Below are 15,151 nucleotides of genomic sequence, written 5' to 3'. Positions count from 1 at the left end.
ACAGATCACATGGAGGTGCATAATGAAGAAGATGATATTTAATTTAAAGCTATTATTACTGCCTGTTCTGATCGTTGCGGCATTGCTGGCTCTGCCGGGCGGGAATGTCTTTGCGGCATCGGCGGTGCAGGTAGTTGCCGTATCCTATACGGATGAAAGCATTCTGGTATTGAATAACGGCAATTCCAAGATATACTATGCCACTGAGCTGGATGCTTCCAAAAATAAATGGGAGGTGCTTCCTACGCGGCCTGCTTCCAGTGCCCCGGCCGGCATAGACAGGATATCGGTCATTGATATCTCCTGGCTGTCATCCAATACGGAGAATATCATAAAGATTAAGGGAGATGGGGATGATGCGGTCCAGGCCCGTGTTATTGTGAAGGCCAGGCCGTCGAAGCTGGCGGTATCCATTAACTACAGCGATCTGGAGACCCTGGCAGACGAAGACAGGATTGGAAGCCTCCTTAATATTATGGCGACAGAGGGTACCGGTGTTGAGCCGCTGACCTTTGATGAGCTGCAGTGGAGCAAGGGTGATTCGGAGCGGTGGCTGTCCACGGAGCTTCTGACAAAGAGATTGCTGGAGAGCTATCTGGTCAAAGGTGTGGATCTTTATTTCCGCATCGCGCCAAAGGATGATGTTGCCAAAGCGGGAGCTCTTGATCTGTCTAGTGCTGCGTCAATGTTTGCCTATACCAATCCGGTATTCCATATTGAAACAGATACTAATAATGATGGTATGATCGATAGCATCAGCAATCACAATGCAAATAGCATAACCTTCAGCGCATATCCTGACGGAACCAACGGAAGACGCGCCAGCAATGCGGTAAAGCTTAAGATTGCCAAGCAGACGGCGCTTCCCGTTATTGGTGTGGATGGCTCCAAATTCAAGATAAATATCAAGTATGGACAGGAGTATCGGGTAACGGTGGGCGCTATAACCACCAACTGGACTAAAGTAACTGACCGGCAGATTAAGACCCTCACTCTGTCAGCCATATTGAAGGGGATCGGAACCTATGATGGACTGACGGCGGCTAGCGCCTTCCCGGATATGAAAGTTGAGATAAGGGGATATGCAACCGCTAAGGCGGCGGCAACGAAGATCACGGAGACGAAGCTGACCGCCCAGCGGAAGGTGACCGGAGCGATAAAGGAAGAGGAGGCACCCGCTTCCGCGGCCAGTGATGATCCCAATATCTATATAAGCTACAACGGAACAAAGAATATTAATGTGACCATTCCTTCCGCTTCCGCCGGCCAGCCTTATGAATATACCGTGGTAAAGAAGGATGCCATATTTGATATTAATAAAGCGGCATGGACCAGCATAAGCAAGAGTGCGACGGTGAAGATTACTTCCAGTAAGGCTGTGGATTACGGTACGCTCTACATAAGAAAGAAGGAGATTAAGTATAAGGCGAAGACCTCTTCCAGTGAAGCAATTGCTTTCCAGATGGCGTCTACCTATGTGACCTTCCCGATAAGGTATCCTTCTGTTCCCGAAGTGGACAAAACCACCCTTGAATTCGTAAAGAACTATTCAAATGAAAGTGATGTTACCTTTACAGTGAAGTTGAATAGTGCGGGTAAGCAGCCTTTTGAAACAAAGCTGAAGGCAATCCGCCTTGGAACAAGAGAGGTACCGGTGAGCAGTGCGGAAGTAACTCCGGCAATTCCGGATGGAACCCTTCCGGATGCTTCACAGGAGTACACAATGAAGATTATTCTCAACAAAACCGAGCTGGAAAAGATGCCGAACTGCACAGCCAAGGCTCTCAGCATTTATTATGAGAACGGAACGGTGGATAAGACCTCTGTAAGGCTGACCATAAAGAGCCCTACGGCAGCGATGGGCCTGACGGTTACTCTCGCACCGGGAACAGCACCGGGAACAACTGCTCCGTCAGTGGTGAATGCCCCTGGGACGGATAATACTTTTGTATATAAGATCAGTGCGGATGAGGTTAAGGGAGTGAACACGGAAGATGTCTTAACGGACGGTATAAGCTTTACCTCAGGAGCGGATATTACAATCACTGCCGACAGCTATATTACAATATATGAGATTAATAGTACAACGAAGAAGGTTGTGAAATATAAATCCGTTAAGGTGACTGCAGACAAGATAGCGCCGTAGCCTCAGTTATTTAAAGAGTATCTTGCTGGCGCTTGCCGTGGCGGCACAGGGTTGAATGATATAAGATAAGAACATAAGAATAAAGTATTTGCAGATTGTATCAGAAGGCCTGCGGCCGTATGGATCTCCCCCTGCCCGTGATTGAAATGACATGGCGGGAGGCCCTGTGACCGCAGGCTTTGCATAAATTTATGATTCTGCAGGAAAGCATCGGAGGAGGCAGTTATGATTACCATCAGCGTTTGCATGATTGTGAAGGATGAGGAACGGGTTCTGGCAAGATGCCTGGATTCTCTTAAAGGTTTGGCGGATGAAATCATTATTGTAGACACGGGTTCTTCTGATTCTACGAAACAGATTGCATCAGGCTATACGGATAAAATATATGATTTCAAGTGGATCCACGATTTTTCCGCGGCCAGGAACTTTTCCTTCTCCAAGGCAGCCATGGACTATATCTATGTGGCCGATGCGGATGAGGTGATTGATGAGGAGAACCGGCAGCGCTTTCTCAGGCTGAAGCAGGGACTGCTGCCTGAGATTGAAATTGTTCAGATGAAATACGCCAATCAGCTGGCCTATAATACCACCTATAATTTTGATGAAGAATACCGGCCCAAGCTGTATAAACGCCTCCGGACCTTTCAATGGGCGGAGCCGGTCCATGAGAATGTGAAGCTGGAGCCGGTGATCTATGACAGTGACATTGTGATCCGGCATATGCCCCAATCCAATCATGCGGGAAGGGATTTTAAGACCTTTCAAAATACAATCCGGCGGGACGGAGGACTTTCTCCAAAGCTGTACGGCATGTATGCCAGAGAGCTTTCCATTGCCGGAGAAGCCAAAGATTTTGAGGAAGCCTATGAGTATTTTCATGGCTTTGCCCAGAAGGAGGAGTGCAGCGAGGGGGAACGCAAGATTTATGAATGCATCCTGGCCAGATGCTGCCGCCTGCGAGGGGATGTTCCCGGCTTCATGAAATACTGCCTGCATAATATGGCGGACGGCAGAGCCAGCGCCGAAGTCTGCTATGAGCTGGGGGAATACTATAAGGAACTGGGAGATTACAGGGAGGCTACCATTTGGTTTTATAATGCCGCCTATGAGACGGAATGTGAGTTGAACATCCATTACGCAGGAGACTATCCTCTGAAGCAGCTGGCCGACTGTTATGGGAAATTAGGCAACCGGGAACAGGAGGACGCCTTCCGTATCCTGTCCGAGGAGTGGAGTCAGGAAGGAAAGAAATAAAAAGCAGGTCATCTTGATAATTTGTGTTTCCTGTGGCATAATAGGATTGTAATTTCTGGTAACGAGGTTGAGTGGAAGATATAAGGAGGGGATCATATGATCTATATCTTGATTGTACTAATGATTGCCATTGGAGATTATCTAATCAAGGATTACATTGAGAAACATAAGGAATTGGGAGGCCGCCAGGAGATATTGGGAGGACGGGTCATCCTTCGCAGACACCACAATGAGGGAGCCTTTTTGAACTTCATGAATGAGAACAAGGAGATATTGAAGATTATCTCCGGTACCCTGCTGACCCTGTTTTCCCTGATCTTTTTACTTCTGCTTCCCAGAAAGGGCAAGAAGATGCTGAAGCTGGGGCTGGCATTGGCTCTGGGGGGCTCCATCAGCAATGTTACAGATCGGATGAAACGCGGTTATGTGGTGGATTATTTCAGCTTTAATTGCAAAAAGCTGAAGAATATCATATTCAACTTATCGGATATGGCCATATTCCTGGGATCCGCTCTGACGCTGCTATCCACCCTGTTTTCATCCGAAAGCGATGCTGATTAACAGCAAGCGGAGAGATTTTATAGCTTCAATTAAGTGATAGCTCTGGGTTACAGTTCGAATCCCTATAGGCCGAACTGTAACTCAATTTATTATAGAACCTTTAATATAAAGAAAATAACATTGCAGGCCGGAGGGCGTAGTGCTTCGGAAAGGCTTGCATTTTACAATAAAAAGGATTATGGTTAGGTTGTACACAATTTAATCACAGAATTTTAAGAACAATTTTATTGATTTATGGAAAAACTATCAGTATAATGAGGTATAGCTCTATGAACAGGAGGATTTCATGGATAACGATAATAAACCAAATAAAAATGGCTCTCCGAATAAGATGGCCATTATCATCACCCTTATATCCGCTTTGGTTATATGGTATCTGTTCTGGACCCTATCGGAGCAGATTAAGGACAGCACCAATAAGGAGATCACCTATAGTGAATTTCTGCAGATGCTGGACCGGGACGAGATAGAAAAGGTGGTCTTCAAGACGAACAACACCATAGCCATTATTCCCAAGGGACAGACCGGCGGAGCATTGGATATAACATATTATACAGGTTACATTTATAATCCGGATACGATGAAGGCTCTGGACGAAGCCCATGTTGTCTACACGGCAGAGGTAAGTGACAACAGCGGCTCTATTATTGCCATGATCCTGTCTTATGTCGTTCCCTTTATTGCTATTTATGTTGTAATGTGGTTCTTGTTCCGAACCATTTCAAAGAACAGCGGCGGAGTCATGGGCGTCGGAAAAAGTAATGCCAAGGTCTATGTGGAGAAGCAGACGGGTGTAACCTTTAAGGATGTGGCCGGACAGGAGGAAGCGAAGGAATCGGTTACGGAGATCGTGGACTTTCTTCACAATCCCGCCAAATACACCAGAATTGGTGCAAAGCTGCCCAAGGGAGCCCTGCTGGTAGGACCTCCCGGAACCGGTAAGACCCTGCTGGCCAAAGCGGTGGCCGGAGAAGCAAAGGTACCCTTCTTCTCTCTGTCCGGTTCGGATTTTGTGGAAATGTTTGTCGGAGTCGGTGCTTCGCGAGTCAGGGATTTATTCAAACAGGCCCAGCAGACCGCTCCCTGTATTATTTTCATTGATGAGATAGATGCCATCGGTAAGAGCCGGGATTCCCACTACGGCGGAGGGAATGATGAGCGGGAGCAGACGCTGAACCAGCTGCTGGCCAATATGGATGGATTTGATTCCTCCAAGGGTCTGGTTGTCCTGGGTGCGACGAACCGTCCCGAGGTACTGGATAAAGCACTGCTGCGTCCGGGCCGTTTTGACCGGAGGATTATTGTGGATAAGCCGGATCTGAAAGGCCGTGTGGATATCCTCAAGGTTCATGCCAAGAATGTATTGATGCATGATTCCGTGGATCTGGAGGCCATTGCCAAGGCCACTTCCGGTGCGGTAGGCTCCGACCTGGCCAATATGATCAACGAGGCCGCCATTCTTGCGGTAAAGCAGGGCAGAACCGTGGTGACCCAGGAGGATTTGTTTGAATCCGTCGAAGTAGTAATTGCCGGTAAGGAGAAGAAGGATCGTATTCTCAGCAAGGAAGAGAAGAAGATTGTGGCATATCATGAGGTGGGCCACGCATTGGTGACAGCATTGGAGAAGAATGCGGAGCCGGTCCAGAAGATCACCATTGTTCCCAGAACCATGGGTTCCCTGGGTTATGTGATGCAGGTGCCGGAGGAAGAGAAATATCTCATGAGCAAGGATGAGATACTGACCCGTATCGTCACTCTTTACGGAGGCCGTGCCGCTGAGAAGCTGGTATTCGATTCCATCACCACCGGTGCATCCAATGATATTGAGAAGGCAACCTCCCTGGCAAGAGCCATGGTTACCCAGTACGGTATGTCGGATAAATTCGGCCTAATGGGACTGGAGTCCATCGAGAGCCGTTATCTGGACGGCAGAGCGGTGATGAACTGCGGAGAAGAGACTGCCGGCGAGATAGATAAGGAAGTGATGCAGATACTGAAGAATTGCTATAACAGGGCGGAAGAGCTTCTGGCAGGCAATCGGGAAGTGCTGGATCGGATTGCGGAATATCTCATCACCAAGGAGACTATTACCGGAGATGAATTTATGAGGATCTACAATGAAGTGAAGGAAGGTTCCGGGGAAACGGAGCAAACAGAATAAAATCAGTGCAAAAAGGCGGCGGTTCAAAAGGAACCGCCGCCTTTTTGCGTGCGGAAGTGAGTTTTCGGAAAATGAAGTAAAAATTGAAATAAAACAGTTGACTTTTTCAGAAAATAATTATAGTATTATATTATAGTTTAGATTATATTAAAATAATTTAATAATAACTAATATAATGAAAATCGGTTCAAACTGGTTGATGAAGAGATGAGATTAGAAGGAGAATGTACATGACAGAATACAACTTTAAGCAAACAGAATACAATAAACCTTTCGTGCTTAACCGGGCAGATCCTTATGTTTATAAACAGGAAGACGGACATTACTATTTTACGGCATCCGTACCGGACTATGACAAAATTATTTTAAGAAAGTCTAAAACTATCATGGGCCTGGGAGATGCCGAGGAAGTAACGATATGGAATAAGCATGAGAACGGGGAGATGAGCCAGCACATCTGGGCTCCTGAGCTTCATTATTTAGATCATTGCTGGTATATTTATTTTGCGGCGGGCCGGAAGGAAAATAAGTGGAGAATCAGGCCCTATGTACTTCGATGTAAGGATAAGGATCCCCTTACGGGAACCTGGGTGGAGCTGGGGAAGATGCAGTGTGCGGATAAGGATGAATTTTCTTTTCGTGCCTTTTCTCTGGATGCCACCGTGTTTGAGAGTAAGGGAAGGAACTATTATATATGGGCGGAGAAGGTTGGAACGGGGAAGATGATATCCAATCTTTACATCGCCAGGATGGAGAGCCCCAGTAAATTGGAGACGGTTCAGGTGCTTCTTACCACTCCGGATTATGACTGGGAGAGGAAGGAATATTGGGTGAATGAAGGCCCCGCCGTCTTAAAGCATGACGGCAGGATATTCCTCACCTTTTCTGCCAGTGCCACAGGGGCCTGTTATTGTACGGGACTGCTGTATGCCGATGAAGCCGACGATCTGCTGGATCCCGAATCATGGACGAAATTGAGATATCCGGTACTGAAAACGGACAAGGAAAAAGGAATTTATGGGCCGGGGCATAACAGCTTTACAAAAAGCGAGGACGGCACAAAGGATATTATGGTTTTTCATGCCCGGCAGTATGATGAAATTACAGGAGATCCCCTGTATGATCCCAACCGCCATGCCATGTTTCTGGAGGTACAGTGGAAGGACGGAATGCCGGTATTTGAATTTCAGAAAACGGTATAGCTTCTGCGGAATAGATGGTTCAAATAGGTGTAAGAGTACACAGAGGGGGGACACATGAAGAGAAGGAAGATGTTATTATTACTGGCTGCCGCCGTACTGCTGGCAGGATGCGGCAGGACAACCGTGATGGAAGAAACGGATAAGGTGACAGAGGACTCGGATCAGAAGCCGGGGGATGGGAAGGATATATCGGAGAGCCCGGGTACAGGAGAAGAGCCGGACAAAACCGAAACGGCAGGAGAAGAAGCTTTAAAAGAACAGGGGCTGGTAATCAATGGGGTAATAATCGATGAGGATATAAAGCTGGTTGCAGATAAGCCGGTAATGTATCCCTTTGTCAATGCATCCGTTCATGATCCTTCCGTGATCCGGGCAGACGGGGCTTACTATGTATTCGGCTCCCATCTGGCCGCGGCAAAGACGGAGGATCTCATGAACTGGACCATGATAGGCTCCGGTGTTAATAAGAGCAATCCCATCATTCATGATGCGTTAGAAGAAATGAAGGAAGCCTTTCAATGGGCGAGAACCAGCACCTTCTGGGCTCCGGATGTAATTCAGCTGGCCGACGGCAGGTATTATATGTATTATTGCACCTGTGAAGGAAGTATGCCTCTTGCCAGCCTCGGAATTGCTGTTTCCGACCATGTGGAGGGTCCCTATGAGGATCTGGGGATTATATTAAAATCCGGAATGGGCCCGGATATGCCCAGTGAGGACGGAGGGACCTATAATGCCAATGTGCAGCCTAATACCATTGATCCGGCCTTGTATTATGATACAGAGGGAAGGCTCTGGATGATGTACGGTTCTTATTCCGGCGGCATTTTCGTGCTGGAGATGGATCCTGATACCGGGTTTCCTCTGGAGAAGGGCTACGGCAAAAAGATATTGGGCGGAAATCATGTGCGCATTGAAGGAGCCTATGTGCTTTATAATCCGGATACGGAATATTACTACATGTTTTTATCCTACGGCGGTTTGGCCTCGGACGGGGGATATAATATCCGCGTGGCCCGCTCCAGAAAGCCGGATGGTCCCTACTATGATGCCAATGATGTGGACATGATACAGGTAAAGGGTGCAAACGGTACCTTCTTTAGCGATAATTCCATTTACAAATATGGAGTGAAGCTCATGGGCGGCTTCCGCTTCGGGTATGTGGAAGGGGAGAGCTCGAAAATCAGAAACGGCTATGTGTCTCCGGGACATAATTCCGCATACTACGATGAGGAGACGGGGAAATATTTTTTGATTTTTCATACCAGATTTGAGCTGAAGGGCGAAGGGCATGAGGTCAGAGTTCACCAGATGTATTTTAATGAAGCCGGGTGGCCTGTGGTATCTCCCTACCGCTATGTGGAAGAGACCAGGGAAATCTATCCGGAAAGTAAAGTGGCGGGTATCTACAAATACATTAACCACGGTAACAGCATTAATAACAAAGTGATTGTATCGGAACTGATTGAATTGAAAACAGATCATACCATTACAGGAGCAGTATCGGGCATATGGGATTACAATGAGGACAGCGGAGTGATAAATCTCAGTATTGACGGCCATGTATATAACGGTATTGCCACCATGCAGTGGGATGAACAGGGAAAGAAGAATGTAATGATATTTACGGCCCTTTCCGATCATGGATTTGCAATATGGGGCAGCGGGCTGAATGCCATAGAATAAATCAAAATTTTACCCTCCGGTCATAGCATCGTTCTTGCGACGATATGGCCGGAGGGTCTTTTTATGCTTCTGAGCTCTCTCTTTGATTTTGGCTATTGTTCTCCTCAAAGGGGCTGTAATGAATGCGGACCTTAATGTCCTGGTTGTAATTGCCGAAATTGCGTCCGAATATGGTCAGGCCGCCCACATGCTCCGCATCCTCCGGAATACAGAATTTGAATCTGATGGTGCTTCTGTAATCCAGATTCAGATTTTTTAAGGATACATCCGAGATCTGAAGGCCGTCAATAAAGGTTCCCGAATGATTAATTACAATTAATTTCAACAGGCCGTACTGATTCCAGTTGGGATACCACCAGTCCGGAGTAAAGATGCCCTTTACGTCTCCGAAATCTCCGGGGCTGGTCCACATACCCAGGCAGACATCGTTTAAATAAAAATAAATATCGGAGGGCCATACATTATTTACGCCGGGAGCTTCCGAGCTGAGCTCGGCGGAGATGGTGATCTGGTCAATCTTCTGGGAAGCCGGAAGAAAATTGGGTATCATATATTCGATATAACCCCTGGTAAACCATAAAATATTGCTGTCAATCCGGCTGGGATGGGCAAAATACCTGGCGTCATCCACTTCTCCGATGAGCTGGGAGGAGGTGGCAAGACCGCAGGTAGGGAATACCTGATAATCGGAATAATGACCTATCTTGATATCTGTCTCGTATATGTTCTTCTTCTGCTCTTCCGAATCCAGCTCTACCAGAATTTTATCAAGATGAACCATACATTTCTTCTGATTACCATGGCCGGAGGATTCGCTCACGATGGTAATAATCCCGCACTCTTCCAACTTTTTTATATGACTTGTCAATGCCCCGTTGGTTATGTTTAAGCTGGTGGCGAGTTCGTTCATATTCATGCCTTTATTCTTCAACAAAAGCTTTACAATGGATATTCTTATCTCGGAACCAAGAGCTTTGAAAATATCCAGGCCTTCGTCAAGTGTCTTTATATGCAACATGCATGGAGCCCTCCTCTAAATAACTAAGTTTATTTAAGTATTGTATAGCAAAACTTTAAATAAATCAATAGTGGGTTTTTTAAATGAGATAATATAGGTAAAATTAAATATGAAAAATATAGCTTGTAGAATATGCACAAAAATATGAAATAATATATTGACTTTATAAAAGATGTTATATATAATAAGAATATAGTTTATAAAACTCTAAAATAATTTAGTCAAAAACATTAAAATTTAAAATACTAAAATATTTTAAGAATCCGGCAGATTATATACAACGTACATAAATAGGGAGGAACTTGACATGAGAAGGAAAGGCTTGTATCGGTTTGCAGCAATCGCGGCGGCGGTAACGCTTCTGGCAGGCAATTTACCGGCAGCAGCGGCCTCGGGCGGTGATAGCGGTATCGTGAATACATCCGCACCTATGGATGCATCCGCGGATATGGAATACACCAACGAGATGATCAGCAATAACTATACGCTGGCGAGCAGGAAATATACCGCGGCTCCCTATGAAGGGGAGGAGATCACCATAGCGGTCAGGGATGCGCTGATCGGTGACAAGAGCAAATTGACCGCGGATAACTACGGATATCCCAATGAAGCGGTCAGCCTGGCGATAGGAGATCGTGTGAAGCTCTTAATTAAAGCTCCTGTTACAGCCAGGTATTGCTTAAGCTTTGATTATCTGTCCTACGATGCGACGGTGCTGCCGGTAGAATTCACCCTCTCCCTGAATGGTGAGATCCCGTTTTATGAAGCAAGAAGGCTCAGCTTTGAAAGCACCTGGGCGGACAAGGGCGTTACCTCCTATGACAGATACGGGAATGAAATTGTCTCCCTTCCCGGCAAGCTGATTCAGTGGGAGAACAAGCCTTTGATGGATACCAGCTACCGTTATTCACAGCCCCTGGAACTGGAACTGAAGGAAGGGGATAATGAGATTGAGCTGACCATTACGGAGGGCAGATTTTTATTGGGGGATTTGTATCTGAAGGGCAGAAGCGCGGAGATCCCTCCCTATAGCACAGCGGGTCAGGAGACTGCGGGACAGAATAATCAGGCGGTAGTCATCGAAGCGGAGGATATGCTTTACCGGAACGATTCTTCCATAAGAGCGTCCTGTGAATATGATACGGCATTGACCCCCTACAGCACCTCCAACAGGGTAATGAATATCCTGGAGGGTGCCTCTTTCAAGAAGGCAGGACAGCGGATTACCTATTCCTTTCAGGCTCCTGTTGATGGATATTACAACCTGGGATTTGTATACAGACAGAGTGATAAAGCGGATTTCCCCGTATTCATGGATATCAGGATTGACGATGAGATACCCAATGCTTTAATGCAGGCATATCCCTTCCGCTATACCAAGTCTTTTAAGAATATGACCTTAAAGGACGAGAACGGGAAGAATGCCCCGATTTATCTGACCCGGGGGGAGCATACCCTGTCCCTGACCATTAATATGGACAATATCCGCCATGTGCTGGAAGCGGTGGACCGGATCATGAGCGAGGTTAATGATCTGGCGCTGGAGATAACCAAGGTTGCCGGAAAGAACAAAGACCGGTACCGGGATCTGGAGATGCTGAAATACATACCCGATGTAAAGGAAAGACTGCTGGGATGGGCGGAGGAGCTGGATACCCTCCATGAAAGTGTGAAAATATATAATAACGATGTGAAGAAGATTGCTGCTTTTTCCTCTCTTACCGTAGCATCCTCCAGATTGAAGAGTCTGGCGAAGGAGCCCAACCGCCTGCCTTACCGTATTGACGAATTGGCTCAGAGTACCAATTCGGTAATCCAGTACCTGGCGAATCTCATTGATACCCTCAATGGAAATGCGGTCAGTCTGGACAAATTATATGTCTTTGGAGAAGACGGAAAGCTGCCGGCGGAAAAAGGGTTCTTTGTAAAGCTGGCTCTCAATGTCAGGAGATTTTTCTACTCCTTTACCAACAAGGCTTATTCCGTGTCCAACACCAATGAGGAGCATCTTCAGGTATGGGTAAACCGTTCCCGGCAGCATGTGGAAGTGCTGCAGAAGCTCATCGATGAGAAATTCACCCCGGCCAGCGGGATTAAGGTAGATGTTTCCATCATGCCGGATCAGAACAAGTTAATATTGGCAAACTCCTCCGGCGACGCGCCGGATATAGCGGCCTCCATTAATTATTCCATCCCCTTTGAGCTTGGTATCCGGGATGCCATTGTGGATGTGACCAAATTCCCTAATTACACGGAGGTCTTATCCCGAAGTGTTGACGGCCTTCATATCCCTGCCGTGATAGGGGATGGCATCTATGCGGTTCCTGAGACCATCAACTTCTGGGTCCTGTACTATCGAAAGGATATTCTGGATAAATTGGGTCTTGAAGTTCCGGAGACCATTCAGGAGGTAAAGGAGATGCTTCCGGAATTGCAGATGAGGGGATTGAATTTCTACTACCCCACCGCCGGAATGGTGGCTCTTAAGACCTTCCACGGGACCACCCCCCTGTTGTTCCAGTACGGCGCTTCCCTCTACGGCAGGACCGCGGGAAACACAGCCATTAACAGCGAAGAAGCCATGAAGGGATTGACGGAGTTAACAGAGCTGTTCACCATCTATAATCTTCCGGTGGATGTTCCCAGCTTTTATCAGCATTTTCGCAATGGGGATATGCCCATCGGTATCGCCGAATATGGCATGTACAACCTGCTGACTAATGCGGCGCCGGAGATTGCCAATGCCTGGGGGATTGCCCTTATCCCCGGAATCCAGGGTGAGGACGGAGAGGTCAAGCGCTATGCATCCGGCGGAGCAGAGAGCTGTGTAATATTTAAGAGCACGGATGAGAGGGAGCAGAAGGCGTGGAAGTATCTGGATTGGTGGACCTCCACAGAGGTACAGGTGGAGTACGGACAGATTCTGCAGGCCTCCTATGGCAGCGAATACATATGGAATACCGCTAATATGGATGCCTTTGAGCAGCTTCCCTGGAAGAGTGAGGATAAGAAGGTAATTAAGGAGCAGTCCCAGTGGATGCTGGAGGCTCCAAGAATATTAGGAACCTATATGCTGGAGAGAGAGATCAGCAATTCCTATAATAAAGTAGTGGTAGACGGCAAGGATCTGAGAATAACCATTGACTCGGCAGTGAAGCGCATCGATCGTGAAACCAACCGGAAGCTTATGGAATTCGGATATCTTTCGCCTGTGGGGGAAGTACAGAAGGAATACATTGTTCCTACCATTGACATCGTTCGAGGTATCTTATACGGGGAAGAAGGAGGGGACAAAAATGAGCAAAAAGAATAAGATACGGAGCAGGGAGACCAGTAACACCAAAGCATACCTGTTCCTGGCGCCTTACCTGCTGCTGTTCACTGTCTTTATTTTAATACCGGTGGCCATTGCCATAGGCTTGTCCTTTACGAATTTTAATACCATACAGGCGCCCAGCTTCACCGCCTTCATGAATTATATCAATTTAATCACCCAGGACGAGGTATTCATGCAGTTCGTACTGCCCAATACGGTGACCTATGCCCTGATTGTAGGCCCGGGGGGATATGTGCTGAGCTTCCTGCTGGCCTGGGGGCTGGCCCAGTTAACCAAGGGTGTGAGAACCGTGCTGGCGCTTATTCTGTATTCTCCCTCCATAACCTCCGGCGTTGCCATGGTGGTGTTGTGGAGAATCCTCTTCAACGGGGACCAGACGGGCTATATCAATGCGTGGCTGATCCGGATCGGAGTGATTACAGAGCCCATCAAATGGCTGATTAATGCGAACTTTCTCCTGCCCATCATGATTATCGTGGCCCTGTGGAGCAGCATGGGGGTCGGATTTCTGGCAATTCTTGCGGGTATCCTGAACTCGGATGAGACCCTGTATGAAGCGGCGGCCATTGACGGAGTAAGGAACCGCTTCCAGGAAATGATTTATATCACCATACCCACCATGAAGCCCCAGATGCTCTTTGCAGCGGTTATGACCATAGTGGGGGCCTTCCAGAACGGTATGATCGGTGTCCAGCTGGCCGGTGCCAATCCGACTCCCGGATATGCGGGGCAGCTGATTGTTAACCATATTGAGGATTACGGCTTTATCCGCTATGAAATGGGCTATGCAGCGGCGGTGTCCGTTGTTTTGCTGGGAATCGTATACTTGTTTTCAAGCGTATCAAAGCGCTTCTTTAAAGAAGATTAGAAAGGAGGATCTGCACATGGCAGGCTACAAGGGAGGCAGAATTAACCCCAAGCATTTTGAGCGCGGTCAGATAAAAATATTATTGTTTGTCGTACCGCTGGCCTTATTTATGTTATTTCCTATTATATTCATTGTTTGCCACGCATTTAAACCCATGGATGAATTGTTTGCATATCCTCCAAGGCTTTTTGTGACAAGACCGACCCTGGATAATTTTACGAAGCTTATGAAATCCGCCGGAAGCTCGGCGATACCCATGAGCCGGTATATCTTTAACACCGTGCTGGTTACCCTGTCGGTGGTTCTGGGCTCGGTGCTATTATCCACCCTGGCGGGCTTCGCGCTATCCAAGCTCCGGTTCAAAGGGAAATATGTTCTTATGGAAGTAAACAACGCGGCCCTGATGTTTGTGCCCGTTGCGGTTATGATTCCCAGGTACATAACCATTAATACCTTAGGGCTGACGGATACTTACCTGGCATTGATTATTCCCTTGATTTCCATGCCGGTCTGCCTGTTCTTGATTAAGCAGTTCATCGATCAGGTGCCGGATGCATTGATCGAAGCGGCGTATATTGACGGAGCCTCTGATTTGAAGGTGTACTACCGGATTATACTGCCCCTCATCAGACCGGCCATCGCGACAGGCGCTCTTCTGGCTTTCCAGACGGTATGGGGGGACGTGCAAAGCCCTACTTATTATACCAGTCATGAAGGGCTCAGGACTCTTGCGTTTTATGCCAGCACATTAACCAATGCCAATAATACGATTGCAGGTCAGGGTGTGGCGGCAGCGGCTTCCCTTATTCTGTTTATACCAAATCTTATTTTGTTCGTTGTATTGCAGCGCAATGTTATGAATACGATGGCACATTCGGGAATTAAATAGTCACAGTTCGGCTGTTGGTGCCCCAGCAC

General features: G+C 47.2%; 10 protein-coding genes. 9 read left to right on the top strand and 1 reads right to left on the bottom strand.

The window, feature by feature from the left end; all coding sequences use genetic code 11:
• Positions 1 to 22 precede the first annotated feature (22 nt).
• From HNQ56_RS10210 to HNQ56_RS10185, 6 genes are all read left to right on the top strand, one after another.
• A complete protein-coding gene (locus tag HNQ56_RS10210) occupies positions 23 to 2,146 on the top strand; it encodes a hypothetical protein (RefSeq protein WP_429145292.1) in 2,124 nt (707 codons plus the stop codon).
• 225 nt (positions 2,147 to 2,371) lie between these two features.
• Positions 2,372 to 3,400, top strand: coding sequence for a tetratricopeptide repeat-containing glycosyltransferase family 2 protein (locus HNQ56_RS10205; protein WP_429145290.1), 1,029 nt, complete (start codon positions 2,372 to 2,374; stop codon positions 3,398 to 3,400).
• Between the two features lie 96 nt (positions 3,401 to 3,496).
• Complete coding sequence (gene lspA, locus HNQ56_RS10200; RefSeq protein ID WP_429145287.1) at positions 3,497 to 3,961, top strand: signal peptidase II; 465 nt, start codon at positions 3,497 to 3,499, stop codon at positions 3,959 to 3,961.
• Positions 3,962 to 4,247: 286 nt separating this feature from the next.
• On the top strand, positions 4,248 to 6,122 hold the full coding sequence (gene ftsH / locus HNQ56_RS10195; RefSeq protein ID WP_429145284.1) for an ATP-dependent zinc metalloprotease FtsH: 1,875 nt from the start codon (positions 4,248 to 4,250) through the stop codon (positions 6,120 to 6,122).
• Between the two features lie 230 nt (positions 6,123 to 6,352).
• The gene (locus HNQ56_RS10190; protein ID WP_429145281.1) at positions 6,353 to 7,324 is read left to right on the top strand and encodes a glycoside hydrolase family 43 protein; all 972 of its coding nucleotides are present in this window, start codon (positions 6,353 to 6,355) and stop codon (positions 7,322 to 7,324) included.
• Between the two features lie 54 nt (positions 7,325 to 7,378).
• Positions 7,379 to 9,010, top strand: coding sequence for a glycoside hydrolase family 43 protein (locus tag HNQ56_RS10185; RefSeq protein ID WP_429145278.1), 1,632 nt, complete (start codon positions 7,379 to 7,381; stop codon positions 9,008 to 9,010).
• A 61-nt stretch (positions 9,011 to 9,071) separates the two neighbouring features.
• Here the strand turns inward: HNQ56_RS10185 and HNQ56_RS10180 are convergent, their stop codons facing one another.
• Positions 9,072 to 10,028 carry an ArsR/SmtB family transcription factor gene (locus HNQ56_RS10180; RefSeq protein ID WP_429145276.1) on the bottom strand — a complete coding sequence of 319 codons (957 nt, stop codon included), beginning with the start codon at positions 10,026 to 10,028 and terminating at the stop codon, positions 9,072 to 9,074.
• A 307-nt stretch (positions 10,029 to 10,335) separates the two neighbouring features.
• Between HNQ56_RS10180 and HNQ56_RS10175 the strand changes: the two genes are divergently transcribed.
• The 3 genes from HNQ56_RS10175 to HNQ56_RS10165 are packed head-to-tail and all read left to right on the top strand — an operon-like array spanning position 10,336 to position 15,122.
• Positions 10,336 to 13,341 carry an extracellular solute-binding protein gene (locus HNQ56_RS10175; protein WP_429145273.1) on the top strand — a complete coding sequence of 1,002 codons (3,006 nt, stop codon included), beginning with the start codon at positions 10,336 to 10,338 and terminating at the stop codon, positions 13,339 to 13,341.
• Positions 13,325 to 14,233 (top strand): carbohydrate ABC transporter permease, encoded by a 909-nt coding sequence (locus HNQ56_RS10170; protein ID WP_429145270.1) that lies wholly within the window; start codon positions 13,325 to 13,327, stop codon positions 14,231 to 14,233. The genes HNQ56_RS10175 and HNQ56_RS10170 overlap by 17 nt, the downstream gene beginning before the upstream one ends.
• A gap of 16 nt (positions 14,234 to 14,249) precedes the next feature.
• Positions 14,250 to 15,122 carry a carbohydrate ABC transporter permease gene (locus HNQ56_RS10165; protein WP_429145267.1) on the top strand — a complete coding sequence of 291 codons (873 nt, stop codon included), beginning with the start codon at positions 14,250 to 14,252 and terminating at the stop codon, positions 15,120 to 15,122.
• The last annotated feature ends 29 nt before the right edge of the window (positions 15,123 to 15,151 follow it).

The organism is Anaerotaenia torta (assembly GCF_050433395.1).
GTDB lineage: Bacteria > Bacillota > Clostridia > Lachnospirales > Lachnospiraceae > Mobilitalea > Mobilitalea torta.
This window is presented reverse-complemented; position numbering and strand designations above follow the sequence as displayed.

Coding starts and splice junctions, on each gene's coding strand:
- HNQ56_RS10165 (WP_429145267.1), top strand. CDS start 14,250: ATGGCAGGCTACAAGGGAGGCAGAATTAACCCCAAGCATTTTGAGCGC.
- ftsH (WP_429145284.1), top strand. CDS start 4,248: ATGGATAACGATAATAAACCAAATAAAAATGGCTCTCCGAATAAGATG.
- HNQ56_RS10180 (WP_429145276.1), bottom strand. CDS start 10,028: ATGTTGCATATAAAGACACTTGACGAAGGCCTGGATATTTTCAAAGCT.
- lspA (WP_429145287.1), top strand. CDS start 3,497: ATGATCTATATCTTGATTGTACTAATGATTGCCATTGGAGATTATCTA.
- HNQ56_RS10185 (WP_429145278.1), top strand. CDS start 7,379: ATGAAGAGAAGGAAGATGTTATTATTACTGGCTGCCGCCGTACTGCTG.
- HNQ56_RS10190 (WP_429145281.1), top strand. CDS start 6,353: ATGACAGAATACAACTTTAAGCAAACAGAATACAATAAACCTTTCGTG.
- HNQ56_RS10175 (WP_429145273.1), top strand. CDS start 10,336: ATGAGAAGGAAAGGCTTGTATCGGTTTGCAGCAATCGCGGCGGCGGTA.
- HNQ56_RS10170 (WP_429145270.1), top strand. CDS start 13,325: ATGAGCAAAAAGAATAAGATACGGAGCAGGGAGACCAGTAACACCAAA.
- HNQ56_RS10205 (WP_429145290.1), top strand. CDS start 2,372: ATGATTACCATCAGCGTTTGCATGATTGTGAAGGATGAGGAACGGGTT.
- HNQ56_RS10210 (WP_429145292.1), top strand. CDS start 23: ATGAAGAAGATGATATTTAATTTAAAGCTATTATTACTGCCTGTTCTG.